Source organism: Gilliamella sp. W8126, from assembly GCF_016102185.1.
Classification (GTDB): Bacteria; Pseudomonadota; Gammaproteobacteria; order Enterobacterales; family Orbaceae; genus Gilliamella; species Gilliamella apis_A.
Map to the genome: position 1 here is coordinate 1 of NZ_JACFPE010000008.1, position 26,324 is coordinate 26,324.

The 26,324-nt window shown below is 34.3% G+C and carries 23 protein-coding genes and 5 tRNA genes; 9 read left to right on the forward strand and 19 right to left on the reverse strand.

What is annotated here, in order from left to right; translation table 11 throughout:
* The 9 genes from H3S74_RS11185 to H3S74_RS11225 all read right to left on the reverse strand — a co-directional run.
* Nucleotides 1-388, reverse strand: a 388-nt coding sequence (locus H3S74_RS11185; RefSeq protein WP_198247891.1) for a GTP-binding protein, incomplete at its 3' end; no start/stop codon positions are given.
* A gap of 183 nt (nt 389-571) precedes the next feature.
* Nucleotides 572-647 (reverse strand) — tRNA-Thr (locus H3S74_RS11190).
* Between the two features lie 3 nt (nt 648-650).
* A tRNA-Gly gene (locus tag H3S74_RS11195) sits at nt 651-725 on the reverse strand.
* Nucleotides 726-780: 55 nt separating this feature from the next.
* Nucleotides 781-865: transfer RNA gene (locus H3S74_RS11200), tRNA-Tyr, on the reverse strand.
* Between the two features lie 32 nt (nt 866-897).
* A tRNA-Thr gene (locus H3S74_RS11205) sits at nt 898-973 on the reverse strand.
* A 581-nt stretch (nt 974-1,554) separates the two neighbouring features.
* Nucleotides 1,555-4,257 (reverse strand): bifunctional acetaldehyde-CoA/alcohol dehydrogenase, encoded by a 2,703-nt coding sequence (gene adhE, locus H3S74_RS11210; protein WP_110448712.1) that lies wholly within the window; start codon nt 4,255-4,257, stop codon nt 1,555-1,557.
* Nucleotides 4,258-4,552: 295 nt separating this feature from the next.
* Nucleotides 4,553-5,347 carry a tRNA cyclic N6-threonylcarbamoyladenosine(37) synthase TcdA gene (tcdA, locus tag H3S74_RS11215; protein WP_370547631.1) on the reverse strand — a complete coding sequence of 265 codons (795 nt, stop codon included), beginning with the start codon at nt 5,345-5,347 and terminating at the stop codon, nt 4,553-4,555.
* A 301-nt stretch (nt 5,348-5,648) separates the two neighbouring features.
* On the reverse strand, nt 5,649-7,004 hold the full coding sequence (locus H3S74_RS11220) for a PFL family protein (protein ID WP_198247893.1): 1,356 nt from the start codon (nt 7,002-7,004) through the stop codon (nt 5,649-5,651).
* A 35-nt stretch (nt 7,005-7,039) separates the two neighbouring features.
* Nucleotides 7,040-7,309, reverse strand: a complete 270-nt coding sequence (locus H3S74_RS11225; RefSeq protein WP_110448709.1) for an ACT domain-containing protein — start codon at nt 7,307-7,309, stop codon at nt 7,040-7,042.
* Between the two features lie 143 nt (nt 7,310-7,452).
* Between H3S74_RS11225 and H3S74_RS11230 the strand changes: the two genes are divergently transcribed.
* Nucleotides 7,453-8,670, forward strand: coding sequence for a pyridoxal phosphate-dependent aminotransferase (locus tag H3S74_RS11230; protein WP_110448708.1), 1,218 nt, complete (start codon nt 7,453-7,455; stop codon nt 8,668-8,670).
* Nucleotides 8,671-8,878: 208 nt separating this feature from the next.
* On the opposite strand, the gene H3S74_RS11235 is transcribed toward H3S74_RS11230, so the two are convergent.
* The gene (locus tag H3S74_RS11235; protein ID WP_110448707.1) at nt 8,879-9,637 is read right to left on the reverse strand and encodes a M48 family metallopeptidase; all 759 of its coding nucleotides are present in this window, start codon (nt 9,635-9,637) and stop codon (nt 8,879-8,881) included.
* A gap of 156 nt (nt 9,638-9,793) precedes the next feature.
* Here H3S74_RS11235 and queA point away from each other — a divergent pair, with 156 nt between their 5' ends.
* Nucleotides 9,794-10,825, forward strand: a complete 1,032-nt coding sequence (queA, locus tag H3S74_RS11240; protein WP_110448706.1) for a tRNA preQ1(34) S-adenosylmethionine ribosyltransferase-isomerase QueA — start codon at nt 9,794-9,796, stop codon at nt 10,823-10,825.
* Nucleotides 10,826-10,870: 45 nt separating this feature from the next.
* Here queA and H3S74_RS11245 read toward each other — a convergent pair whose 3' ends face one another.
* A complete protein-coding gene (locus H3S74_RS11245) occupies nt 10,871-11,551 on the reverse strand; it encodes a M48 family metalloprotease (protein ID WP_198247894.1) in 681 nt (226 codons plus the stop codon).
* Between the two features lie 139 nt (nt 11,552-11,690).
* On the opposite strand from H3S74_RS11245, the gene tgt reads away from it, so the two are divergent.
* Both tgt and H3S74_RS11255 read left to right on the forward strand, forming a co-directional pair.
* Nucleotides 11,691-12,842: a tRNA guanosine(34) transglycosylase Tgt gene (gene tgt / locus H3S74_RS11250; RefSeq protein WP_110448704.1), complete on the forward strand. Its 1,152-nt coding sequence runs from the start codon at nt 11,691-11,693 to the stop codon at nt 12,840-12,842.
* A gap of 60 nt (nt 12,843-12,902) precedes the next feature.
* A tRNA-Pro gene (locus tag H3S74_RS11255) sits at nt 12,903-12,979 on the forward strand.
* A 240-nt stretch (nt 12,980-13,219) separates the two neighbouring features.
* Here H3S74_RS11255 and H3S74_RS11260 read toward each other — a convergent pair.
* Nucleotides 13,220-14,251, reverse strand: a complete 1,032-nt coding sequence (locus H3S74_RS11260) for a LacI family DNA-binding transcriptional regulator (RefSeq protein ID WP_198247895.1) — start codon at nt 14,249-14,251, stop codon at nt 13,220-13,222.
* A gap of 316 nt (nt 14,252-14,567) precedes the next feature.
* Between H3S74_RS11260 and H3S74_RS11265 the strand changes: the two genes are divergently transcribed.
* The 4 genes from H3S74_RS11265 (at nt 14,568) to rimL (ending at nt 17,426) form a co-directional block, all read left to right on the forward strand.
* Nucleotides 14,568-15,011, forward strand: a complete 444-nt coding sequence (locus tag H3S74_RS11265; protein WP_198201418.1) for a PTS sugar transporter subunit IIA — start codon at nt 14,568-14,570, stop codon at nt 15,009-15,011.
* A 31-nt stretch (nt 15,012-15,042) separates the two neighbouring features.
* Nucleotides 15,043-15,315, forward strand: coding sequence for a PTS sugar transporter subunit IIB (locus H3S74_RS11270; RefSeq protein ID WP_034900870.1), 273 nt, complete (start codon nt 15,043-15,045; stop codon nt 15,313-15,315).
* 15 nt (nt 15,316-15,330) lie between these two features.
* On the forward strand, nt 15,331-16,695 hold the full coding sequence (locus tag H3S74_RS11275; protein WP_110448701.1) for a PTS ascorbate transporter subunit IIC: 1,365 nt from the start codon (nt 15,331-15,333) through the stop codon (nt 16,693-16,695).
* 185 nt (nt 16,696-16,880) lie between these two features.
* Nucleotides 16,881-17,426, forward strand: a complete 546-nt coding sequence (rimL, locus tag H3S74_RS11280; RefSeq protein ID WP_198247896.1) for a 50S ribosomal protein L7/L12-serine acetyltransferase — start codon at nt 16,881-16,883, stop codon at nt 17,424-17,426.
* A gap of 96 nt (nt 17,427-17,522) precedes the next feature.
* Here the strand turns inward: rimL and H3S74_RS11285 are convergent, their stop codons facing one another.
* The 5 genes from H3S74_RS11285 to ltnD form a co-directional block, all read right to left on the reverse strand.
* Nucleotides 17,523-18,863, reverse strand: a complete 1,341-nt coding sequence (locus tag H3S74_RS11285) for a GntP family transporter (RefSeq protein ID WP_198247897.1) — start codon at nt 18,861-18,863, stop codon at nt 17,523-17,525.
* 67 nt (nt 18,864-18,930) lie between these two features.
* Complete coding sequence (gene otnI / locus H3S74_RS11290; RefSeq protein WP_198247898.1) at nt 18,931-19,722, reverse strand: 2-oxo-tetronate isomerase; 792 nt, start codon at nt 19,720-19,722, stop codon at nt 18,931-18,933.
* Nucleotides 19,723-19,724: 2 nt separating this feature from the next.
* A complete protein-coding gene (locus H3S74_RS11295) occupies nt 19,725-20,348 on the reverse strand; it encodes an aldolase (RefSeq protein ID WP_198247899.1) in 624 nt (207 codons plus the stop codon).
* Complete coding sequence (gene otnK, locus H3S74_RS11300) at nt 20,349-21,614, reverse strand: 3-oxo-tetronate kinase (RefSeq protein WP_198247900.1); 1,266 nt, start codon at nt 21,612-21,614, stop codon at nt 20,349-20,351.
* Between the two features lies 1 nt (nt 21,615).
* Nucleotides 21,616-22,518 carry an L-threonate dehydrogenase gene (gene ltnD / locus H3S74_RS11305; protein WP_198201424.1) on the reverse strand — a complete coding sequence of 301 codons (903 nt, stop codon included), beginning with the start codon at nt 22,516-22,518 and terminating at the stop codon, nt 21,616-21,618.
* Between the two features lie 328 nt (nt 22,519-22,846).
* Between ltnD and H3S74_RS11310 the strand changes: the two genes are divergently transcribed.
* Nucleotides 22,847-23,605, forward strand: a complete 759-nt coding sequence (locus H3S74_RS11310) for a DeoR/GlpR family DNA-binding transcription regulator (RefSeq protein ID WP_198201425.1) — start codon at nt 22,847-22,849, stop codon at nt 23,603-23,605.
* Nucleotides 23,606-23,660: 55 nt separating this feature from the next.
* Here H3S74_RS11310 and H3S74_RS11315 read toward each other — a convergent pair whose 3' ends face one another.
* On the reverse strand, nt 23,661-25,109 hold the full coding sequence (locus H3S74_RS11315; protein WP_198247901.1) for an APC family permease: 1,449 nt from the start codon (nt 25,107-25,109) through the stop codon (nt 23,661-23,663).
* 173 nt (nt 25,110-25,282) lie between these two features.
* Nucleotides 25,283-26,314 (reverse strand): alcohol dehydrogenase AdhP, encoded by a 1,032-nt coding sequence (adhP, locus tag H3S74_RS11320; protein ID WP_198201427.1) that lies wholly within the window; start codon nt 26,312-26,314, stop codon nt 25,283-25,285.
* Nucleotides 26,315-26,324: the final 10 nt, after the last annotated feature.

A 26,324-nucleotide genomic window follows, 5' to 3' on the forward strand; every position in this document is an offset into this window, starting at 1 on the left:
AAGGTACACCTACTTGACGACCTAAAAGAATGTGCTCACGAGTTTGTGGCATTGGACCATCAGTTGCTGCTACTACTAAGATAGCTCCGTCCATTTGTGCCGCACCAGTGATCATGTTTTTAACATAGTCGGCATGGCCTGGGCAGTCTACGTGTGCATAGTGACGAGTTGGTGTATCGTATTCAACGTGTGAAGTATTGATGGTGATACCACGTGCTTTTTCTTCTGGTGCGTTATCGATTTGATCGAATGCACGAGCCTGACCACCGTATTTTTTAGATAATACTGATGTGATCGCTGCAGTTAAAGTTGTTTTACCATGGTCAACGTGGCCGATTGTACCAACGTTAACGTGGGGTTTTGTACGTTCAAATTTTTCTTTAGACATTTATCGTCCCTCAATGTAATACAAATCGGTGGTGATTCACCACATTAACCAAGTATCATATTTAATTTTAACATAATACTAACTTAAAATTAGCTCTGAATGATACCAGATAAAGCCGTCAAGTGACAAGCTCTAAAGCAGTTAAATCTAATTTTTTTAGAAGGTTTAGGAAATTAACAAGAATGGTGCTGATAGGCAGATTTGAACTGCCGACCTCACCCTTACCAAGGGTGCGCTCTACCAACTGAGCTATATCAGCAATTGGAGCGGGCAGCGGGAATCGAACCCGCATCATCAGCTTGGAAGGCTGAGGTAATAGCCATTATACGATGCCCGCATGTTCAAACTCGGCTACCTAAATGCTTCAATTAGCAATTGCTAATGTTAGATAATGGTGGTGGGGGAAGGATTCGAACCTTCGAAGTGTGACACGGCAGATTTACAGTCTGCTCCCTTTGGCCGCTCGGGAACCCCACCCCGAATCATTATAAACTGTTTACTTAGGAAAATGGTGCCGGCTGCCGGAATCGAACTGGCGACCTACTGATTACAAGTCAGTTGCTCTACCTACTGAGCTAAGCCGGCCTAAGTGCTGCGCATTATGTACTAGAACATTTAAGCTTGCAAGCAAAAAAAACATTTTTTTTATTGTTTGATTAAAAAAAAATCAAAAAAACCAAAAAAGATTGATATGTAAACTATTTCAGGATTTTTTTTAATCAAAAATAACATGTTAAATTATTTCCTTTTTTACGCCTTTTTCGTGGTTTTAGTAGCTGAACCCGCTTTAAAAGCGGTATGAGTAACAATATTTCTATGAATATCACCCTAATATTGAGGTAATACCATAGCGAATTTCGAGTAAAATTTGTTCATATAATAAAATTAAAGAATAAAAAACTAAGATATAAACTATCACAGGCTTTTGCTAATCAAGAATAATCTTTCAAATTATTTCTTTTTAGACTTTTTTTTCTTAATTATGATTGAAGACATCTTTAGCTATGATGTAAATAGATGCATTTTCGCTAATATCACTCTTATCTTGATACATATGACTATAGTAAATTTAAAGTAGAATTTATTTGTTTCGCAAAATTAAAAAATAAAAAAGCCCGAGATATAAATTATCTCAGGCTTTTGCTAATCAAGAATAATCTTTTAAATTATTTCTTTTTAGGTGCTTTTTTCTTAGTTGTAGTTGCAGCTACACCTTTAGCTGCAGTGTTAACAGCTACATCTTCACTAATGTCACCTTTATCTTGATACGCACGACCATAGTAAGTATCAAGTAGAATTTGTTTTAATTCTGCAATTAAAGGATAACGAGGGTTAGCACCAGTACATTGGTCATCAAATGCATCAACTGCAAGTTGATCAACTTGAGCTAAGAAAGTTTTCTCATCTACACCAAACTCTTTGATAGAGAAAGGAATATCTAGATCTTTTCTTAATTGATCTAACCAGCCAATTAATTTCTCAACTTTCTTCTCGTCTTTATCTGTTGCTACAGTTAAGCCAAGATGTTCTGCAATCTCTGCATAACGTCTTACAGCTTGAGGATAACCATATTGGCTAAATGTACCTTGTTTAGTCGGTTTATCCGTTGCATTAAAGCGAACAACATTACTAATTAGCATCGCATTCGCTACACCATGAGGAATGTGGAATGCCGCACCAATTTTATGGGCAATTGAGTGGCAAACACCTAAGAATGATTGAGCAAACGCAACACCGGCTAAAGTTGCAGCATTATGCACTTTTTCACGAGCGATAGGATTTTTTGCTCCTTCTTTGTAACTTGTTGGCAAGTAAGCTTTTAATAAGCTTAATGCTTGTAATGCTTGACCATCAGAAAACTCGCTTGCCATAATTGACACATAAGCTTCTAAAGCATGAGTTACCGCATCATAACCACCAGCAGCACAAAGTGATTTTGGCATATTCATAACTAAGTTAGCATCGACAATTGCCATGTTTGGTGTAATTGCGTAATCAGCTAATGGATATTTTTGGCCAGTTGCATCATCAGTAACTACCGCAAACGGTGTCACTTCAGACCCAGTACCAGATGTGGTTGTCACGCAAATTAGTTTTGCTTTTTTACCCATGTTAGGGAAATGACAAGTACGTTTACGAATATCCATGAAACGCAATGCTAATTCGTCAAATTTAGTTTCTGGATGTTCATAAAGAACCCACATAATTTTCGCCGCATCCATTGGTGAACCACCACCTAAAGCTATAACAGTATCCGGTTGGAATGCTGTCATTGAATCAGTACCTTTACGGACGACACTTAATGTTGGGTCAGCTTCAACATCAAAGAAGGTTTCACAAATCACACCTTGTGCTTCAAGTTGATCAGTAATTTGTTTTGAGTAACCATTATTAAATAAGAATTTATCGGTTACTAAAAATACTCGTTTGGCACCTTGCTCAATCACTTCATTTAAAGCAACTGGAAGCGAGCCACGTTTAAAATAGATAGAACTTGGTAATTTGTGCCATAACATGTTTTCTGCTCTCTTAGCGATTGTTTTCTTGTTGATTAAGTGTTTCGGACCGACATTTTCTGAGACCGAGTTACCACCCCAAGAACCACATCCTAATGTTAAAGATGGAGCTAAATCAAAGTTATACAAATCACCGATACCACCGTGAGCAGCTGGTTGGTTGATTAAAATACGACATGTTTTCATTTTACTGCCAAAATAAGCAACACGATCACGATTACTATCTTGATCAGTATAAAGTACTGAAGTATGTCCCATACCACCCATTTCAACAAGTTTTTCAGCTTTATCTACCGCTTCATTAAAATCTTTAGCTTTAAACATAGCTAATGTTGGTGAAAGTTTTTCGTGAGCAAATGGTTCAGATAAATCTACTTTACTTACTTCACCAACAAGTACTTTAGAACCTGCAGGAACTTTAATACCAGCCATTTCTGCAATCTTAGTTGCTGGTTGGCCTACGATATTAGCATTTAAAGCGCCTTTATCATTTAAGATGATACCTTGAACAGCTTTTGTTTCTTTAGCATTTAAAACATAAGCGCCATATTGAGTCAATAAATCACGTACTTCATCATAAACTGAATCAACGACAACAATAGCTTGCTCAGAAGCACAGATCATACCATTATCAAAAGTTTTAGACATAAGTACTGATGCAACAGCACGTTTTAAATCAGCAGTTTCATCGATAATTACAGGGGTATTACCTGCACCAACACCTAATGCTGGTTTACCAGAACTATAAGCGGCTTTAACCATACCTGGTCCACCAGTTGCTAAGATTGCAGCAACATCATCATGATGCATTAAAGCGTTTGATAATTCGATAGATGGTTCATCAATCCAACCAATAATATCTTTTGGCGCACCAGCTTTAATTGCCGCATCTAACACAATACGGGCAGCTTCAATAGTTGATTTTTTAGCACGTGGATGTGGGGAAAAGACAATAGCATTACGAGTTTTTAAACTGATTAATGATTTAAAAATTGCGGTTGAAGTCGGGTTTGTAGTCGGCACGATTCCACAAATAATCCCTAATGGCTCCGCTATTGTAATGGTACCATAAGACTCATTTTCAGCAACAACACCACAAGTTTTGTCATTGCGATATTTATTAAGAATATACTCTGCAGCAAATAAGTTTTTAATAACTTTATCTTCTACAATCCCCATTCCTGATTCAGCAACAGCTTGCTGTGCAAGAGGGATTCGAGCTGCGGCTGCGGCTGTTGCTGCTGCCACGAAGATTTTATCAACTTGCTCTTGAGTATAAGTAGAATAAGTTTCCTGAGCTTTTTTAACTCGAGTCATTAACTCATTTAACTCATTCATATTGGTTACTGCCATAGATTTCTCCTTGAAAATTAAAAAATAAACTTGGATCGTTTGGCGTCTTCCTTGAACATATTTAAAGCATATTTATAATAGCAAAACGAAATTGTCGGATATCGTAAATCAGTTTTTTACTTTACACAATAAGATATTTACAAAAAATGAATGTTATTTAAAAGAGCAAATAATTTTATTGTTTTTTGCTGACTAAAATTTAAAATTTTATTACTTTATTATCAGAGCATTTCAAAAAATGAACAATTTACGATAAGGTAAAAAATATATTTTTAACGTAAATAAATGATAAAAATTATACAATGCTCAACTTATTTAATACATAACTAACCGCCACAAAACCAAATGTTGCCGTAACAGTAGTGATTGCCCCAAAACCTGATTCACAATCCATTTTTTTTGCACCTTTCGCTTGGCTTTTCATTAAGCAAGTTTGGCCATTAGATGCAGGATAAGTCAATTGTTCAGTAGAAAACACACATGGAATAGCAAATTTACCTTTACTATCTTTATTAAGTTTATAATCATTTTTTAATCGCTCGCGCAATTTAGCCGCTAAAGGATCTTGAATTGTTTTCGCTAAGTCAGCGATTTTAATTTGCGTAGGATCTTTTTGTCCCCCCGCTCCCCCGATTGTAATGACCTTTAATTTTTGTCGCTTACAATAAGCCAAAACAGCAGCTTTATCTTTGACGCTGTCAATTGCGTCAATAATATAGTCATAACGAGGATGTTGTTTAGAACCCAAATAATCATTAACGTTATCGGCATTAATAAAATCATCTATATCATTAACAACACATTCAGGATTAATCTGTAAAATTCGATCTGCCATAACCGAAGTTTTTGCTTTACCTATATTAGATTTTAAAGCGTGAATTTGACGATTAGTATTGGTAATACAGACATCATCCATATCTATCAAAGTAATTTGTCCAACGCCACTTCGAGCAAGCGATTCAGCGACCCACGACCCCACACCACCAATACCGATGACACAGACATGAGCTTGAGAGAAACGTTGTAATGCCTGCTCACCATAAAGTCTAGCGATACCACTAAAGCGTTGAAAATAAAGTTCTGTTTTCATCATTATTTATTGATAGTGTTTATGTTTAAACACCATATACTCCTCAAACCTTTTTAGATGAGAATATCTCTTCTCTTTTATTGATAACTTATTCATTAATATTATTCCTATTATACCTTTTCAAGAGTGAAACATTAAATTTGTTTAGAATTATTGATACTGATTAGTAAATAATATTGCATATATGAACAATTTAGAATAGGCATACTAAACAATGAATCTATGTCATCGATATGCTTTATAATGAGAAATAATTTATGACTCTGCCATAAATAAATATTATCGACAGAGTCACAATAAATTAATTTTTAAAGGAGTGAATTGGAGCAGGAATACGCCCACCACGACTAATAAAATCGCATGAACTAAATTTATTTACTGGCATTACAGGAGCATGGCCAAGTAAACCACCAAATTCAATATTATCGCCTACTTTCAAACCTACAGCTGGGATAATTCTGACCGCCGTAGTTTTATGATTAATTACTCCAATTGCTGCTTCATCAGCAATAATTGCTGAAATAGTTTCAGCTGGCGTATCGCCAGGAATAGCAATCATATCAAGCCCTACAGAGCAAACACAGGTCATGGCTTCTAATTTTTCAAGATTTAGAGCCCCATTGTTTACTGCATCAATCATACCCGCATCTTCTGATACAGGAATAAATGCACCACTTAATCCACCTACATGTCCACAAGCCATTACGCCACCTTTTTTCACGGCATCATTAAGCATCGCTAGTGCAGCGGTAGTTCCATGTGTTCCAACAACTTCTAGTCCCATTTCTTCTAAAATATGTGCTACTGAGTCACCGATAGCTGGAGTTGGTGCTAAAGATAAATCAACAATCCCAAATTTAACGCCTAAACGTTCTGACGCTTCTTTACCTACCAGTTGCCCCATACGAGTTATTTTAAAGGCAGTTTTTTTAATTGTTTCAGCAACAACATCAAAAGGCTGACCTTTAACTTTTTCCAATGCTCTCTTAACTACACCCGGCCCACTCACACCGACATTAATCACACAGTCAGCTTCACCAACACCATGAAAAGCACCAGCCATAAATGGATTATCTTCAACTGCATTAGCAAATACCACTAATTTTGCACAAGCCATACTACTATTATCGGCGGTTAATGCGGCCGCTTCTTTAATAATTTGCCCCATTTGCTTTACTGCATCCATATTAATACCAGTTTGAGTAGAACCGACATTAACTGAAGAACAAACTCGTTCGGTTTGTGCTAATGCTTGTGGAATTGATTTAATAAGAATTTCATCGCCTTTATGGTAACCTTTCTGCACTAATGCAGAAAATCCGCCTATAAAATTAACACCAACCGCTTTGGCTGCTTCATCGAGTGTTTTAGCAAAGGCAATATAGTCTTTATCGTCACTTGCGCCTGCAATCAATGATATAGGAGTAACTGAAATACGCTTATTAATAATAGGGATACCAAATTCAGAAGTAATTTGATCACCAACTTTAACTAAATCTTTCGCTAATCGCGTAATTTTATCGTAGATTTTTTGACGCGCTTTTGCACCATCACTATCAATACAATCAAGAAGAGATATACCCATGGTTATTGTGCGGATATCAAGTTTTTCTTCCTCTATCATTTTAATTGTTTCGAGGATCTGTTTTGTTTCCATTAGTTCTATCCTTTCGTAAAAATATGAAATTGAGCTTATAAACGATGCATTGCATCAAAAATTTCTTCTCGTTGTATATTCACTTTAACTTTTAACTGCTCACCGGTATGTACTAAAGTATTTTTAACTTCATCAAAAGTGACGTTAATGTTAGATAAATCTAATAACATAATCATGGTAAAATACTCATCCATAATAGTTTGGCTAACATCTAATATATTAATATTTAATTCATATAACTTTTGGCTTATCCCTGCAATAATTCCTGTTTGGTCCTTACCAATTACCGTTAAAATTGTTTTCATCACACTCTCCGCACAAATTTTATACACTTAAAAAATATTTATTGAGTTGTTTATAATAACACCTTCAAAAATTATCTAAATAGGAGTAGATTGTTTTTTTACGCAAAATAAAAAGCAATAAGATAAAATGAAAGGGCATTATTATGATAAATTTTCAAAAATCCAATAAATTGGACCATGTTTGTTATGACATTCGTGGGCCAATTCTTGAGCATGCCAAAAGGCTGGAAGAAGAGGGTCAAACTATTCTTAAACTCAATATTGGAAATCCAGCCCCTTTCGGTTTTAACGCACCTGATGAATTATTAGTTGATGTCATTCGTAATCTACCTACATCACAAGGGTATTGTGACTCAAAAGGTCTTTATTCTGCTCGTAAAGCGATTATGCAGCACTATCAATCCAGAGGAATTACTAATTTAGATGTAGAAGATATCTATATTGGTAATGGTGTTTCAGAGTTAATCGTTCAATCCATGCAAGCATTACTTAATAGTGGTGATGAAATATTAGTACCAATGCCTGATTATCCACTTTGGACAGCTGCTGTTAGTTTATCTGGTGGCAATGCAGTTCACTATGTTTGTGATGAAGAAGCTAATTGGTCACCTGATTTACAAGATATCAAACAAAAAATTACCCCTAAAACCAAAGGGATTGTGATTATTAATCCAAATAATCCGACTGGAGCGGTTTATAGTAAAGAAGTTTTACTCGAAATAGCCGAAATCGCACGTCAAAATAATTTAATTATTTTTGCTGACGAAATTTACGATAAAATTTTATATGATGATGCTGTACATCATTCGATTGCGGCTTTAGCTCCAGATCTATTTGTTATTACCATGAGCGGTTTATCAAAAACTTATCGAGTTGCTGGTTTTAGACAAGGTTGGATGGCACTATGTGGACCAAAACATCATGTTAAAGGTTATATTGAAGGTCTAAATATGTTAGCTTCAATGCGTTTATGTGCCAATGTACCACTGCAACACGCAATTCAAGGCGCATTGGGTGGTTATCAAAGTATTAACGAATTTATTGTGCCTGGCGGTCGACTCTATGATCAATGTATGTTGGCATGGCGTTTATTAAATGATATTCCTGGCGTTTCTTGTACTAAACCACAAGGTGCTTTATATCTATTTCCAAAACTGGATCAGAAAAAATTTAATATTCATAACGATCAAAAATTAGTTTTAGACTTTTTGTTACAAGAAAAAGTACTGTTAGTACAAGGAAGTGGATTTAATTGGCATAAACCAGATCATGTTAGGATTGTTGCTTTACCTCATACAGGTGAACTACAAGATGCTATAGCTCGATTTGCACACTTTTTATCTAACTATAAACAAGTATAATTTAATTTCTATATATCCCTCTAATTATAATAGAGGGATATTCAAACATTAAAATAATCTATTTTAATATTTCAATAAATTATTTAAATTAATTTGCTTAATCTCTACTTAAACTCATTAATTATGATTATCAATTAATAATTGATTAACAGTAACTAATAAAAAAGCGCCAAAAAGGCGCTTTTTTCTAATAAATTATTTAAATGAATTATCTTTTTAATTCAGCTAATTTATTACGAATATTTTCAGCACGTTTTGCTGAAGATGGATGGCTACTTAAAATTGATGCATCACCACCACCTAATTTATCAAATGCAGTTGCAAGACCTGCTGGATTGATTTTTTTCTTAACTAAATAATCAAAAGAGAAATTATCAGCGTCTTGTTCTTGTGATTGAGAGAATTGAGCATTGATAACAGCTTCAGCTAAAGCACCTAAAGAAGATTTAGATAATGAAGCAACTGTTTTGTTACCTGATGCTGCCGCTGCATCACGAGCAATTTCTGTTGCATAAGCAACTTGGATTGCTTTTTTACTATGACCTAAAGCAACGTGACCTAATTCATGACCTAAAACGCCTTGAATTTCATTATCAGTCATCATATCCATTAAACCACTGTAAACACGAACACAGCCATTAGCCATTGCCCAAGCGTTAACATCTTTAGTGATATACACTTTATAGTTAACTGGAGTTCCATTGATATTATTACCAAGAGCTTTAGCAATTTTATTTAAGCGTTTAGTATATGCACTTTTAGCTGGAGCAATTTTTGACTGAGCATCCATTTGAGCACAAGATTTTTGGCTTAATGCTTTCACATCATTATCACTGAGTGTTGCTGCTTGTAAACCTTTCATACCAAGACTAGTTAAATCACTAGCACTCATATTTTTACAGCCGGCTAAAGACATAGCTGCAACTAAAGGTAGTGCAACAAGCAATGTTTTTTGATGTTTTTTCATATCATTTTCCTTATATTAACAGACTTTTCTTTCTTCTAACATTCATGTTAGATGTGTGAAATTTTAACGCAACTTTAATAATAATCAACAAATAATTACTTGCTTCGTAATAATTAGCCATTTAGACTAGTGCCTCTTTTTTTGAGGAACATAATTATGCAACTGTCTGATTTCGATTTTACTCTTCCTAAAGAACTGATTGCAAAATACCCTTCAGAAACAAGAAGTTCTTGTCGATTATTAGCTCTTGATGGCCATTCAGGTAAAATTGAAGATAAAGTATTTACGGATATTATTGATTGTATTAATGCTGGTGATTTACTCATTTTCAATAATACTAAAGTAATTCCTGCACGGTTATATGGAAAAAAAGCATCAGGTGGAAAAATTGAGGTATTGATTGAACGATTGTTAGAGGGAAATCGAGCACTTGCACATATTAAAGCCTCAAAATCACCTAAAATAGGAGCAGAACTCATTTTAGGTGAAAATGATAATATCCAAGTTACCATGGTTGCACGTCATGATGCATTATTTGAGCTACAATTTCCTAACGATGTGCTTAGCATTTTAAATGAAATCGGCCATATTCCATTACCACCTTATATAGATCGCCCTGATGATGCTCAAGATCGTGAAGTATACCAAACCGTTTATAGCAAAGTTCCCGGCGCTGTCGCAGCCCCAACGGCTGGTCTTCATTTTGATAAACCTTTATTAGACAAACTTAAACAAAAAGGTGTTGAGATGGAATTTGTTACCTTACATGTTGGCGCTGGTACATTTCAGCCTGTAAGAGTTGAAAATATTGAAACTCATATTATGCATGCCGAATATGCAGAAGTCCCCGAATCAGTTGTAAAAGCAGTTTTAGACTGTAAAGCTCGCGGAAATAAAGTTATTGCTGTAGGAACAACATCAGTCAGAGCATTAGAAAGTGCAGCACAACTAACTGGAACTATTGCACCTTTTTTTGCCGATACCCGAATATTTATTTACCCGGGCTATCAATTTAAAGTCATTGATTCTCTGATCACTAACTTTCATTTACCTGAATCAACATTGATTATGCTGGTTTCAGCATTTGCTGGCTATGAGAACACTATGAATGCTTATCAGTATGCCGTAAAAGAAAAATATCAATTCTTTAGCTATGGTGATGCAATGCTAATTACTAATAACAAATGATTTATAGCTAAAGTAAAGCATTTATATTCAATAAATTAAAAATAGTTAGTGACGATTCAATCTATCAACAATATGGGATATTCGTTTTATTCTTGATGGATGCGAGGTTGGTTGATTTTCAGAATGAATTGGCATTTTTGTTAACATATTGAGCAAACCAATTGGATCTATATTTTCCCCTACTAATAAGTCAAAAGCATAACTATCCGCTTCAACCTCATATTGGTGTGAGGTTGCTTCTTTTACAATAATCACAAGCTCATGGGCTTTATCTGTAATTTCAATATAAGGAGCTTGTCGAAACAAATTTATTCCATGTTTTAGGACTATATGAGCCTGTTCATGCGCCAGTACTGCTTGTAACTCATTATCTTCAAGTAATTTCATTAAACCACTATTGACTCGAATACAACCATTCGCGGTTGACCAAGCATTCGGTTCAGTATCAATATAAACCTTATAGTTTAACTCAATATTATTTATTTTTTGCGGTAAACTTTGGGCTATTTTAGATAATCGACTATTAAGATGATGATAATTAGGAGGAATAATCGCTCTATTGTCATTTTCAATACAAGCTTGTTGACTAATTGCCAATATATCATGTTCCGATAAGGTTTTAATTCCTTCAGATGAGACTATCGTGGGTGTTATTCTAGTTTGGTTCTGACATCCAACCAACATTAGCATTACAACACATGCGATAAATAAAATAATAGATTTCAATGGTTCGAAAATCCTTACAAATATTGTCTATTTAAGCTTAGCACGATAAACTAAGCAACACTACTTAATGATACAAGTATGTATTATAGCAATAATTGGCGCCAAACTGTTTATTTGGTCGCAAGAGGTTAATATAAAAATGAAATTTGAGTTAGACAATACTGACGGCTTAGCTCGTCGTGGCCGTATGAAGTTTGATCGTCGAGGAGTGGAATATACCGTTGAGACTCCTGCTTTTATGCCGGTTGGTACCTATGGTACAGTAAAAGGTATGACACCCGAAGAAGTAAAAGCAACAGGAGCACAAATCTTATTAGGTAATACTTTCCATCTATGGTTAAGACCTGGACAGGAAATTATGCGCAAACACGGAGATCTTCATGATTTCATGCAGTGGTCAGGACCAATCTTAACCGATTCAGGTGGATTTCAAGTTTTTAGTCTTGGTGATATTCGTAAAATAAAAGAAGAAGGTGTTTATTTTCGTAATCCAATTAATGGGGATTCCATTTTCTTATCGCCTGAAATCTCAATGGAAATCCAATATGATCTTGGTTCGGATATTGTAATGATTTTTGATGAATGTGCTCCCTTTCCTGCTGAATGGGACTATGTCAAAAAATCAATGGAGATGTCCTTACGTTGGGCAAAACGTAGCCGACAACGTTTTGATGAACTAAATAACAAAAATGCATTATTTGGTATTGTACAAGGTGGTATACATCAAGAATTACGTGATATTTCAATTAAAGGATTAACCGAAATTGGTTTTGATGGTTACGCTGTTGGTGGACTTGCTGTTGGTGAACCAAAAGAAGATATGCACCGCATACTTGAAGGAACCTGTCCACAATTACCTGCCGATAAACCACGTTATTTAATGGGAGTAGGAAAACCAGAAGATTTAGTTGAAGGCGTGCGTCGCGGTATCGATATGTTCGACTGCGTTATGCCAACTCGAAACGCTCGTAATGGTCATTTATTTGTTACCAATGGGGTTATAAAAATTCGTAATGCCAAATATAAAGACGATACGACACCATTAGATCCGCATTGTGATTGTTATACCTGTAAAAACTACACTAAATCTTATCTTCATCATTTAGATAAATGCGGTGAAATATTGGGTGCTCGCTTAAATACTATTCACAATTTACGTTATTATCAACGTTTAATGGCTGAAATACGCGAAGCAGTAGCAAATAAACGATATGAAGCGTTTGTTACTGAATTCTATCAACGAATTGGTAAAACACCTGCACCATTAGGTAACCAAACCAAACAAAGTTGATAAATTTTATATATCAACTATTGACACATTATAGTTAGCGCAGTATTATGCGCTTCCTAACGGCGAGTAGCGCAGCTTGGTAGCGCAACTGGTTTGGGACCAGTGGGTCGGAGGTTCGAATCCTCTCTCGCCGACCAATTTAATAAAAAAGCCTGCTCATTTGAGTAGGCTTTTTTGTTATTACTACTATACATTTGATTCGAACCGATAAAAGGTTCAAGCCAAGTAGCTCGAGACTGTGTTGCTTTAGCAACTACCCGTAGGGTGAGCATTAAATTCGAGTCAATCCTCGCTCTCGTCGTTCTTTTTTATTCTCGTAGCTATTAGATTAATTCAAACTTAAAGTATTTCTTGAAACAATTAACTTTCTGGTTAAATTACAAACTATCTCTTAAGCAAATTGTTGGTGTTAGAGTTGCGATTTCAAAATTTGAATGACCACTTTTATCTGTTAATTCATTCAATAATAAATTACCAATATATTCCCCTTTTTTCTTTGAAGGTAAAGAAACAGTAGTGAGTGTTGGAATACTTACCTGACTAAATTCACTATTACCAAATCCACAAACAGCTAATTGATAAGGAACTCGAATATGCCGTCTTTGACATTCATAAAGCACACCACATGCCAGCTCATCAGTAGTACAAACTAACGCATCTAATTCAGGCCAATTCAATAAAATATCTGGCAGTAATTCACTACCAGTACTAAAATTAGCTGGTTTAGCAGGATTAATTATTCTATGGGTTGGCAAGTGATTGTTTAACATAGCTTTATGCCAACCATGTAACCGCTGTTGAAAAACATGGCATTGGTGGTTAGCACAAAGTAAACCAATATTGCGATAGCCTTTTTTTATTACCTGTTCCGTCAACATACTCATTGCCAAACTATCATCTACTTCTATATGTATATTAGCCAATTCATCATACTGCTTACCAATATTGAAAGTAGGAATTGTTTTATTGTTTAATATTTTTTCAATAAAATCATCATTTTCAATATAAAAAAGTAATATCGCTTCAAGATTATTACTATAGAGAGTATCTAATAGTTGTGATTCTCGTTTATAAAAATAATAAGATTCAAATATAACTGTGGTATAACCTTCTTTAAGTAAATATGCTTGCAGTGAATTAAGGGCTATGCGGGTTGAATCTTCATAAATTTTTGTAGTAATAACAGCAATAACTTTATTGGCAGAAGCGGATGCTAGCAAGCTAGCTGCAATATTAGGTTTATAGCCTAATGTCTCAACAGCTAATTGGATTTTTTGGCGCAGTTTATCCGATACCTTATCTGGCGTTCGCAATGCTCGTGAAACAGTCATCGTACCAACACCAGCATATTTAGCGACATCAAATAAAGTAGTTTGACCTGTACTTCTGCGTTTTTTGGTATCTTGCATATTCGATCTCAACTAGAGCTAACCAGTAGTTAAATGTATACTCCAAACCCTAAAAACATTAACAATTACAATATGTTAATTAATTAATTTAAATGTTTAATCAAAATAATGAGATTATTATAATATTATGCTATGACCATTTTTTTTCAAATATATATTAAAAATGCTATCTAAATCACAAAATAGAAAAATTATTCACGAAAAAATGATAGCGCTATCACATTTTTGTTCTTTTTAAATTATTATTGTTAGCCAATGTGTTAATTTTCTATTATCGTAATATTAACAAATAATAAATCAGTTTTTCGGAGGTAAAATGTTAAATCAATGGCTAACGGGTCAAACTGTAAAGATTGTTGATTCGGTGAAAGATTGGAAAGAAGCAATTAAGCTTTGTGCTGCTCCATTATTAGAGAACAAATCAATAACACCAAACTATATTGATGCTATCTTTCAATTGCATGAATCTATTGGTCCTTACTATGTATTAGCACCGGGAATTGCAATGCCTCATGCCAGACCCGAACAAGGGGTAAATAATTTAGGTTTATCAATGCTATTAGTTAAAAATGGCGTTAATTTTAATTCAGAAGAAAATGACCCTGTTTATTTAATTACTTTGCTGGCCGCTAGTGATAGCACTAGTCACATCGAAATGTTAACTCAGTTAGCATCATTATTCGCTGAATCAGATGATGTTAATTCAATTTTTAATGCTAAAAATAGCGATGAAATTTTAACAGTAATTGATCGTTATTAAATTCAAATCAATTAATAGAAGGATAAATAATATGAAAATTATGGCAGTTTGTGGTTCTGGGCTTGGTAGTAGCTTCATGGTTGAAATGAATATCAAAAAAGTACTCAAAAAATTAAACATTGATGCAGAAGTAACACATGCAGATCTCGCCTCCGCCACACCAGAACAAGCGGATCTTTTTGTGATGACTAAAGATCTAGCTGCAAGCTCTGGCATTCCACAAGATAAATTAGTGGTTTTAAATAATATTATTGATATCAACGATTTAGAACAGAAACTCGTTGAGCACTTTAATAAAGCCTAATTATGAGGTATTGCTATGATTCAAGAAGTAATTAAATTCGTTGTTGATATTTTAAAAGTACCAGCAATACTCGTTGGTCTAATTGCCATGGTTGGGCTATTAGCGCAACGAAAATCATTTGCGGATACAGTTAAAGGAACGGTTAAAACAATTTTAGGATTTTTAGTATTAGGTGGTGGTGCAACAGTTTTAATCAGCGCAATTACTCCATTAGGATTAATGTTTGAAGAAGCGTTTAAACTTCAAGGTATCATCCCTAATAATGAAGCTATCGTTTCAATGGCTTTAAATGAATATGGTACGGCAACAGCATTAATTATGGCATTCGGCATGGTGGCCAATATTATGGTTGCTAGGTTCACATGTTTAAAATATATTTTTCTAACAGGCCATCATACTTTTTATATGGCATGTATGATCAGTATTATTTTGACCGTTGCTGGATTTGAAGGTTGGCAATTAGTATTTACTGGTTCATTAGTTCTCGGCTTGATCATGGCATTCTTCCCAGCTTTAGCCCAACCACAAATGCGAAAAATAACTGGCAATGATGATGTTGCATTCGGTCATTTCGGTACCTTAGGTTATGTATTAGCGGGTTGGCTTGGTTCAGCTTTTGGTAAAGGCTCTCGTTCTACTGAAGAAATGAATTTACCGAAAAACTTAAGTTTTTTACGTGATAGTTCAATCTCTATTTCATTAACAATGATGATTATCTATTTAATTTTAGCGATATTTGCTGGCCCTGATTATATTCAAGAAAACTTAAGTAAGGGGGATAATTATTTAGTTTATGCCATTATTGAAGCCATCACATTTGCAGCAGGTGTATTCATTATCCTTCAAGGAGTTAGACTGATTTTAGCCGAAATTGTTCCGGCATTTACTGGCTTCTCAGAAAAATTAGTGCCAAATGCAAAACCAGCTTTAGACTGTCCGGTTGTTTTCCCTTATGCACCAAATGCAGTATTAATTGGCTTTTTATTTAGTTTTCTTGGTGGATTAGTTGGATTATTTGTATTAGGACAACTAAATGCTGTGCTTATTTTACCTGGTGTTGTCCCTCATTTCTTCTGTGGTGCAACTGCAGGGGTGTTTGGTAATGCTATGGGTGGCCGTCGAGGAGCAATGCTTGGTGCATTTGCCAATGGCTTATTAGTTACATTCTTACCAGTACTTTTATTACCAGTTTTAGGGTCACTTGGTTTTTCTAACACAACTTTCTCTGATGTAGACTTTTGTGGTGTAGGAATTATTCTGGGCAATATGGCAAATTGGTTCAATAAAGATATTATTATGGGAATCTTTGTCGCTATTTTTGCTTTGTTAGTTGTACATAATACATTAACAAAACCTAAAAAAAGTAACAATGAAAAATAGACTTTTACCTTTTCATTAAGTAATAATATGATGCCAGACTTGCTAGTCTGGCAATTTTATACCACTTCATCGTACTACAACTTATCCTATCAACTTTCGACAACATAGTTTATTTAATATACATGACAACATAATTTGTTTAAAATGTTTAAATAACTTCGTTCGGTATTTTAAAAAAGTTAATAATGACAAATAATCAAAAAGATATGATTGATGTTGATAAACATCTTTGTTTAGCACCAGCAAATAATCAATATGCATCAGATATTTATAATATTATCACTAACAATAGAGAGTACTTTAGTCAATTTATGGCATGGCCTAAATTTGTGAAAAACCAAACGGATACAGCGCTGTTTTTAGATTCTTGTTGGTTAAAACATCAACAGAATGAAAGCAAAACCTATGTCATTTTATTAAAAAGTCAAGCTATTGGATTACTATCTTTTAATCAGATTGATAAAAATAATAAAACAGCTTATATCGGTTATTGGCTAGATAGCTCAAAACAGGGCAATGGAATTATGACCGTCGCAATCAATGCATTAATAAAGCATTACACTATGCAAAAAATAATTAGACGATTTGTCATTAAATGCGCAGTTAATAACGAGAAAAGTAATGCTATAGCCAAACGTTGTGGTTTTAGTTACGAAGGCACCCTAAAACAAGCTGAATATATTAATGGAACTTTTCACGATCAAAATATTTATGGTTTGATTGCTTATTAGGTTTAATTATTTGGTTATAAAAAAACCGACCTCTGTCGGTTTTATTAAAATAGAGAGAGTTAATTCTATTTATTGTTAACGATTCATCTAAATTTATTAAACTATAAACCAAAGCAACCATGTACAAATAAAGCCTGTTACCCCCAATAAAGTGGTTAATATTGTCCATGTCTTAAGACCATCTGATACAGAAAGGCCAAGATATTTTGTCACAACCCAAAAACCTGCATCATTAACATGGGATAACCCTAACCCACCAAAACAAGTTGATATAGTTATCAATACAATTTGAATTTGATTTAATCCAGCAGTTGATTCTGCCAATAAACTACTAGTTGTAATAATAGCAACGGTTGCTGAACCTTGTGATGCTCTCAATGCTAATGAAATAAGAAATGCAGCTGGAATCAGCGGTAAATGAATCATATACAAGGCATCCGCTAAAGATTTACCAATACCGGATTCAATCAATACTTTACCAAAAATTCCACCACCGCCGATTACAAAAATAATAGTTGCAATACTTGGTAAAGAGTGTTCCATAAGATCACTACATTGTTTAATAGACCATTTTTGTTGACGTCCTATAAAAAAACATGCTAAGAAAATAGCAAATAATAAGGCAATACCAGGTGCGCCAATAAGACTAAGATAATTCCTCAATACAACATTATCAACTAAGTAACTCCCCATGGTTCCTACCATGATGAGTAAAATTGGTGTTACTATCAATGCAACTATAGTATAAGCATGAGGAGCTGATTTAGTATTATCCACCTGCTTTGTATTCATCATTTCATTTCGAATTTCATCATCAATCTTATATTCTTTTCTGTTAAGATATTTTGAATAATAAACTCCAAGGCAAGCAACAATAATTGAAATAATTAACGCAATCATTGTCTGCAAACCTATATCAGCGTTAAGATTACCGATTGCAGCAACCGGTCCTGGATGCGGTGAAAGCACAACATGAACTGTTAACATAGCACCAGATACGGGTAAACCAAATTTTACCGGTGATAAATTATTAATTTTTGCAAAACCATAAATAATAGGAATTATTACAATAAATCCAACCTCAAAAAATACAGGAATACCAAGAAAGAAAGCAGCAATACTTAAAGCCACAATGGTTCTTTTCTTTCCCAATTTATTGGTAAAATACTGTGCTAAAGAATAAGTACCACCAGAATATTCAATCAATTTTCCTAACATAGCACCAAGTCCAATAATTAGTGCCACATGTCCTAATAATCCCCCCATGCCTGCGGTCATTATTGACCAAATTTTATCTACGGGAATATCTGTTGCTAGTGCAACAAATAAACTGACTAATAACAATGCGATAAAAGGTTGAACTTTAAATTTTATAATCAAAACTAACAGCAATAGAATACCGATCACCGCAATGGTGAGTAATAAGGATATGGACATTTTTTACTCCTATCAGAACTAAATTAGCTTGAGAAATCCGGCCCTCATTTAAATAAATTTATAAACATCAATGCTTATATTTTTGTAACCAACTTAGCCCATCTTGAGTATTAGACCTTGGGTTATATTCACAACCTATCCAGTACGAATAATGGTATTTTTCTAAAAGGTTAAATATATACGCATAATCAATTTCACCTTGATCGGGTTCATGCCTATCAGGAACTGATGCAATTTGTATATGTCTAATTTTATCTTTGAGTTGTTCAAATAATCGTGTTAGATTACCATCGACATTTTGTGCATGGAAAACATCAAACTGAATAAATACATTTGGGCGATTGATAAGTTTAACTAGTTCATCAGTTTGGAATTGACTTGAGAATAAATAATTAGGCTTTACAATAGGACTTAATGCCTCTAACACTATTGAAACATTATGTTTTTTATAAAGATCCGCTGCATAACGAATATTATCAATAAAAGTTTGCTGATATAAAGCGCGGTCCTCTCCTGGTGGAACAACTGCAGCCATAAGATGAACAGTCTGACATTGCAATGTAATAGCATAATCTAGTGCTAAATTGATATTTTCTCTAGCTTCCTTTTCACGACCAGGAATACCATTCAATCCCCATTCACCATTGGTCACATCCCCCATAGCACTATTGAATAAAACTAATTTTAAATTATTTTTTTGTAACTGATGTAATAACTCTTCTTTGCTGTATTCATAAGGGGATAAGAATTCGACGGCTTTAAAACCAGCTTTAGCTGCTGCATTAAAACGTGCTAGGAAAGGTAATTCTTTAAACATCATAGTGAGATTTGCTGCAAATTTACATCTTGTAGTTGGCATAATTATTTCCTCAATTCTTTAATTTCATCTTCAGTTAAATATTTAATTTTTCGGTCTTTAAGAATAAAAATTAATTTCGCCGTTTCCTCTAATTCTTCATAATTATTTGTCGCATCTTGTATACTGTTACCAATTGTTACCGCACCATGGTTAGCTAATAAAAATGCTTGATGATTAGCTGCTAATTTCGATAATTCCGTTGCTATTTGAATATCACCTGGTTTGTAATATGGAATAACCGGCACATCTCCCATTCGCATGACTACATAAGGGGTAAATGGTTTAATTGCATTTTGATAATTTAGATCACTTAAACAAGATAGTGCGGTTAAATATAAGCTATGCAAATGTACAACCGCTTTACACGAAGGGTTGTTGTGATAAAGTCCCAAGTGAAATTTAACCTCTTTTGAAGGTTTATTACCACCAATATGTTCACCATATAAAGTTAGTTTAGATAACTCTTTAGGCTGCAAGCGTCCCAAACATGCGCCGGTTGGTGTAGCTAAAATCGTATTATCCTCAAGCAGTAATGATATATTACCAGCAGAACCAGTTGCATATCCTCTTTGATACAATGAAGAAGCAATTTCAATCAAATTTTGTCTAGCTTGTTGATCTGCCATTTAGAAATCTCCTTGAGCTGTAACAAAAAAAGATTCATCACCAAAATTACCCGATTTTAATGCCAATGAAATAGACTTATTTATAGATCTAATCCATGGAACCCCTGGTGCGATCGTTGGTCCAATATAAAAACCATGAACATTTAATGCTTGTACTACTACTCCTGAAGTTTCACCTCCCGCTACAATATACTTATCATATCCTTGCTTTTCTAAAGCGATGACTAGCTGTTTGAAAAAATATTCAACCGCTTGACTTGACTTTTCGACACCCCATGTTTGCTGAATAACATTTAATTGCTCAATATCCGTTGTGGCAGAAACTAAAGGTGCATATTTTTGTTGTTGATGATTATTTGTCCAATCAATCACAACTTGACAATAATCTTCAGGTTCATTGATACATTTCTCAATATTTAATGTGTAAGTTGGCGCAACAGTTTTATAAAATTCCACTTGTTTGTTGGTCATTAATGAACATGAACCAGATAACAATACCGTCTTATTATGACCTTGTGGTTTTCCTAAGATTTGTGCTTGTTTTGAATTAACGTCACTTTTTGCGAAGTTTTTAGCAACACCTATCGCTAAACCAGATCCCCCTGTAACAAGTTTTAAATCCTTAACTGCTTTACCTTGCGAAACAAGGTGTTCATCAGTTAATGTATCTAATACAACATATCGATAATTTTCTTGTTTCAATCTTGTTAATTGTTGTCTAATTGATATTTCACCTTTTTCCATTTCACAATAAGGAATTAAACCGCATTTTCCTGAAGCTTGCCTCTCAATTAATTTAATTAAACTACTCTCTGTCATTGGATTAATGGGATGATTTTTCATTCCTGAATCTGAAAGAAGTTTATCCATTACAAACAGATATCCTTGATATACTGTTCGCCCATTAATTGGCAGTGAGGGGGAAATAACAGTAAATGATTCCTCTAATTCATCAAGCAAAGCATCAATAACAGGGCCAATATTACCTTTGTCTGTACTATCAAACGTCGAACAGTATTTAAAATAAAACTGAGAACATCCTTGTTCTTTTAACCATCTCAACGCTTCAACAGATTCTTTTACTGCAATATTTACCGCACAAGAACGTGATTTAAGGCTTATAACAACTGCTTGGATATTACAATCTATATTAATAGGTTGTTTAGGAATACTGGTTAATTGAATAGTCGACATACCATTATTTACTAAAAAACTAGCAATATCAGTCGCACCAGTGAAATCATCTGCAATAACACCTAATTGCATATTAAACTCCTTTACCTGGTAGAGTAATTCCAGAAAATACTTTAATAACCGCACTATCATCTTCTTTTCCATGCCCTGCATTACTTGCTTGAGTAAACATGTTCAGAGCTGTGCTAGCTAATGGTAAAGGGAATTTAAGTGCTTTTGCGGTATCATTAACAAGTCCAAGATCTTTAACAAAAATATCAACAGCTGACTTTGGGGTATAATCACCTTCAACAACATGCTGCATACGGTTTTCAAACATCCATGAATTACCTGCAGCATTAGTAACAACTTCATACATAATTCCCAAAGGAATATTTGCACGAGCAGCTAACGCCATAGCTTCGGCTCCTGCTGCTATATGGACACCAGCTAAAAGTTGATGAATAATTTTAACAGTTGAACCTAATCCAATTTCTGTACCTATATTATAGACATGCGCAGCAATAGCATCATGTACCGGTTTAATACGATTAAATGTACTTTTTGCACCAGAAGCCATGATAGTTATTTCTCCATTAGCTGCTTTAACTGCACCGCCAGATACTGGTGCATCAAGCATAATTAATTGATATTGTGCAAGATTCTCATCGATTTCTTTTGCATCTTTTGCAGAAATTGTTGAAGACACCATAACAATGGTATTAGCTTTTAAATGTTGTGCTAATCCATCAGCACCAAATAAAACTTGTTTTACTTGCTCAGCATTAACAACAAGCAAAATAACCACATCAAGTTCTTTAGCAAAACTAATTGCTGATTTTTCTGCCTTAACAGCGCCGGCATCATTAAGAACTTTAAGCGCATCTGGGTTCAAATCTACACCATATGTTTTAAAACCAGCCTTTATGCAGGATGTCGCTACTCCCATTCCCATAGAACCTAACCCAATTACACAAACTGACATCGAACTATTCATATATGATTCCTTTTACTGATGATTAGTGTTAATTAAAGTTATGATATGTTATTTTTTGTTAAATACAATGCAATATATTTTCTTTGTGTGATCTATTTCACATAAATTAACAAAAACAACAAAAATATTAAAAATGATGATTATTTAGGAATGTGACGTTAAAATAATAGAAAAAATAAAGTCAGTATATTTTTGATAATTCTTAATAAACATTACCAATTTGTAGCAGACAAATAACTATATTGTTTATCGTATTAATAATTTTCAATGTTAATCTATACCAATATTACTTTGAGATAATCAAATTTCATGGAAAGGCAAAATAATTATGATTCCTTCAGAAAGACAACAAAAAATTATTGATCTTGTTGCCAAAAAAGGGGTAATTAGCATAAATTTTCTAGTTGAAAAACTAAATGTTTCACACATGACTATTCGACGAGATATCCAAAAACTTGAAGAAAAAGGTATAATTATATCTGTTTCTGGTGGAATCCAATCGCTTGAAAAGTTACCCTTCGAACCTTCTCACATCAAAAAGTCACAAATGTTTGAAGAGCAAAAAAATAAGATAAGCTTATGTGCAACTCAATATATTGCTAAAAATTCAACGATTTATTTAGATGCAGGTACAACCACATTAGCTATTGCGAAACAAATTATTCATCGCTCCGATATAATTGTATTTACTAATGACTTTGTAATAGCTAATTTCTTAATTGAATATGGTTGCTGCAAAATAATTCATACAGGTGGTATAGTTTGTCGTGAAAATTATTCTAGCGTCGGGGATTTTGCTGCTCGCATGTTATCTGAAGTTTACGTTGATGTGGCTTTTATATCTACATCCTCATGGAGTTTACAAGGTCTTAGTACACCTGATGAAAATAAAATTGTTGTAAAAAAAGTAATTGCCAATTCTAGCGGTACTCGGATTTTAGTCAGCGATTCATCAAAATATGGGAAGATTGCAACTTTTTCGGTGTTACCATTAAATATTTTTGATGTTATTATCACCGACAATGCTTTACCTGAAAATGTAACAAAAAAAATAAAAGAACAAAATTTAGTTATTCAGTTAGTTTAATCGTTATAAAAAACGATTTAGATTGTTTTTTATAACGATTATTAAATATATAAAATTAGTTGATGACGAAGTAACCGTATAATGTTAAGAATACAATAACCACTATAGATGAGATTGCAATCATATACTTAGTTTTAAATTGGTATTTCTTTACTTCACCAAGTGAAAGTTCAATATGTTTATTTTTATTATCAAAATAGTAATAAAGAGGCAAACCAATTAAAGTTAACACAATTGAAGCAATCCCATTTACTGTTTGGTGAATTAACATACCATATATAACATAGCCAGCGCCTAAAATAGCGATAAGAGGAATAACTGGGTAACCAATGACTTTATAAGGTCTTGGGATATCAGCAAATTTTTTCCTCGCGATAATTACCCCAATAAATGTTAATAGATAAAAAACCCAAATAGAAAACATCGAGATTTCAGATAAACGATCAGCATCAAGCAGGGTTGAATAAAGGAATGAAAAAACAACCAATATAATAATTGCATTCACTGGTGAACGGCTATCGTCATCAATAGTACTTAAAAATTTTGCTCCAATGATGGTTCCTCGCTCTCCCATACTAAAAATAGTTCGAGATAAAGTCATGATATAACCATTAATACCGCCAAGAATTGAAACCATTATACCAACAGCAACTAAATTACCGCCTAAATGTCCAAACATACGTTGTGAAGCAACTGCTGAAGCGTCATGACCAAGCGTAACCATTTCTTGTACCGGAAATATCTTAAATAACGCAATATTGATACAAGCATAAACAATCACTAAAAATATTATGCCGAGAATAATTGCTTTAGGTAATACTTTTGATGGATTACGAATTTCACCAGCAACAGATGCAACCTGTGCCCATCCATCATAAGCAAATAATGTTGCCAATATTGCCACTGCAAATGGTGCGTAAGTTTCAATACCTTGTCCACTAGCACTAAATAATGCAACTTGACCATTACCTTTCCATAATCCAAATATGGCTAACAACAAAATTGGAACAAGCTTACAAAAGGTAGCAATCGTTTGTAGATAGCCAGCCTGTTTTACACCAATTGAATTAATGCATGCAATAAGCCCCAAAACACCAGCGCTTACCGCCATACGATAGGCATCATTGATCCCAAATAATAAACAAAATACAGAACTAAAATAACCAACCAAAGCCCCAACTAAGGATGGAGCAAAAAGTACAGTGATCATCCAACCATATAAATGAGAAACTTTAGCACCATAAATTTTTTCTAAATAAACCAGCATGCCCCCAGTTTTCGGGAACATAACCCCTAGTTCACATAACGTTAAACCACCACAAATTGAAAAAACTCCACCAATAATCCACGCTAATAAAGCAAAATTATAATCGCCAGCGACTTCTAATACAGCAGGTGGTTTCATAAATGCACCAGCGCCTAAAACCATTCCAACAACGAGTGATAATGCAGAAACTAAACCAAGATCTTTCCGCAAATTATTCTCTAAATTGTGTTCAGACATAAATAACCTCTTAAACTGATCAATAAAGCAAAATTTGCCTATAATAGGACTTTATTTATAAAAAACAAGCAAGATTAATTTTAATAGAAAAAAAGCTTTCCAAATCAGAAGTTATTGTCAATAAAAAAGTCAGCATAAAGCTGACTTTTAATAAGTTAATTACGCAATAATTACTATTTTTTCTTCATTTTCATATCAATAACCATACGACCACGAATTTTACCTGCTTTCATTTCGTCAATCATATCATTAATATCTTCAAGAGGACGTTTTTCTACAATTGGTACAACTTTACCTTCAGCACTAAAACGAAATGCTTCCGCTAAATCTTCACGAGTACCAACTAATGAGCCGAGCACTTGAATACCATCTAGAACTGTCTTAGGAATACTTAAATCCATTGTTTCAGAAGGTAGACCCAATGCAACAACTCGACCTAATGGACGTACAGAACCAATAGCCTGATTAAATGCTGTTTTAGTAACTGAAGTGACCACCGCACCATGCACACCACCATCGGTATGTTCTTTTATGTAAGCACCAACATCAGCCACTTTTTTAGGATTAACCACTAAATCAGCGCCAAGTTTCTTACACAACTCTAGCTGACTATCACTGTTACTAATCGCTACAACTTTATTGTTGAAAACATTTTTACCATATTCGATAGCCAAAGTACCAAGCCCACCAATACCAAATACAGCCAACCATTGACCCGGTTTAGTATCGGCTACTTTTATGCCTTTATAAGTAGTCACCCCAGCACAAGTCACACTAGTTGCTTGGGCTGGATCAAGTCCATCGGGGACTTTTACCGCATAATCAGCTTTGACAATACATTGTTCAGCCATACCACCATCGACACTATAACCTGAGTTTAAAGCACTTCGGCAAAATGTTTCGTTACCCGAGATACAATATTCACAGGTACCACAACCTGCATGGAACCATGCAATACTAACACGATCTCCAACCTTCAAACTTTTTACATCAGGTGCAATTTTAGTCACAATACCCACACCTTCATGGCCAATTACTCGACCAGGTTTTTTACCGAAATCGCCAGCAGCGACATGAAGATCAGTATGACAAAGCCCACAATACTCAACCTCAACTAAAGCTTCTCCAGCCTCTAATGGGCGAACAGGAATGTCTTTAATTTCGACTTGACCATCGCATTCTTGTTTAATAACTGCAGCTTTCATTTATTTCTCC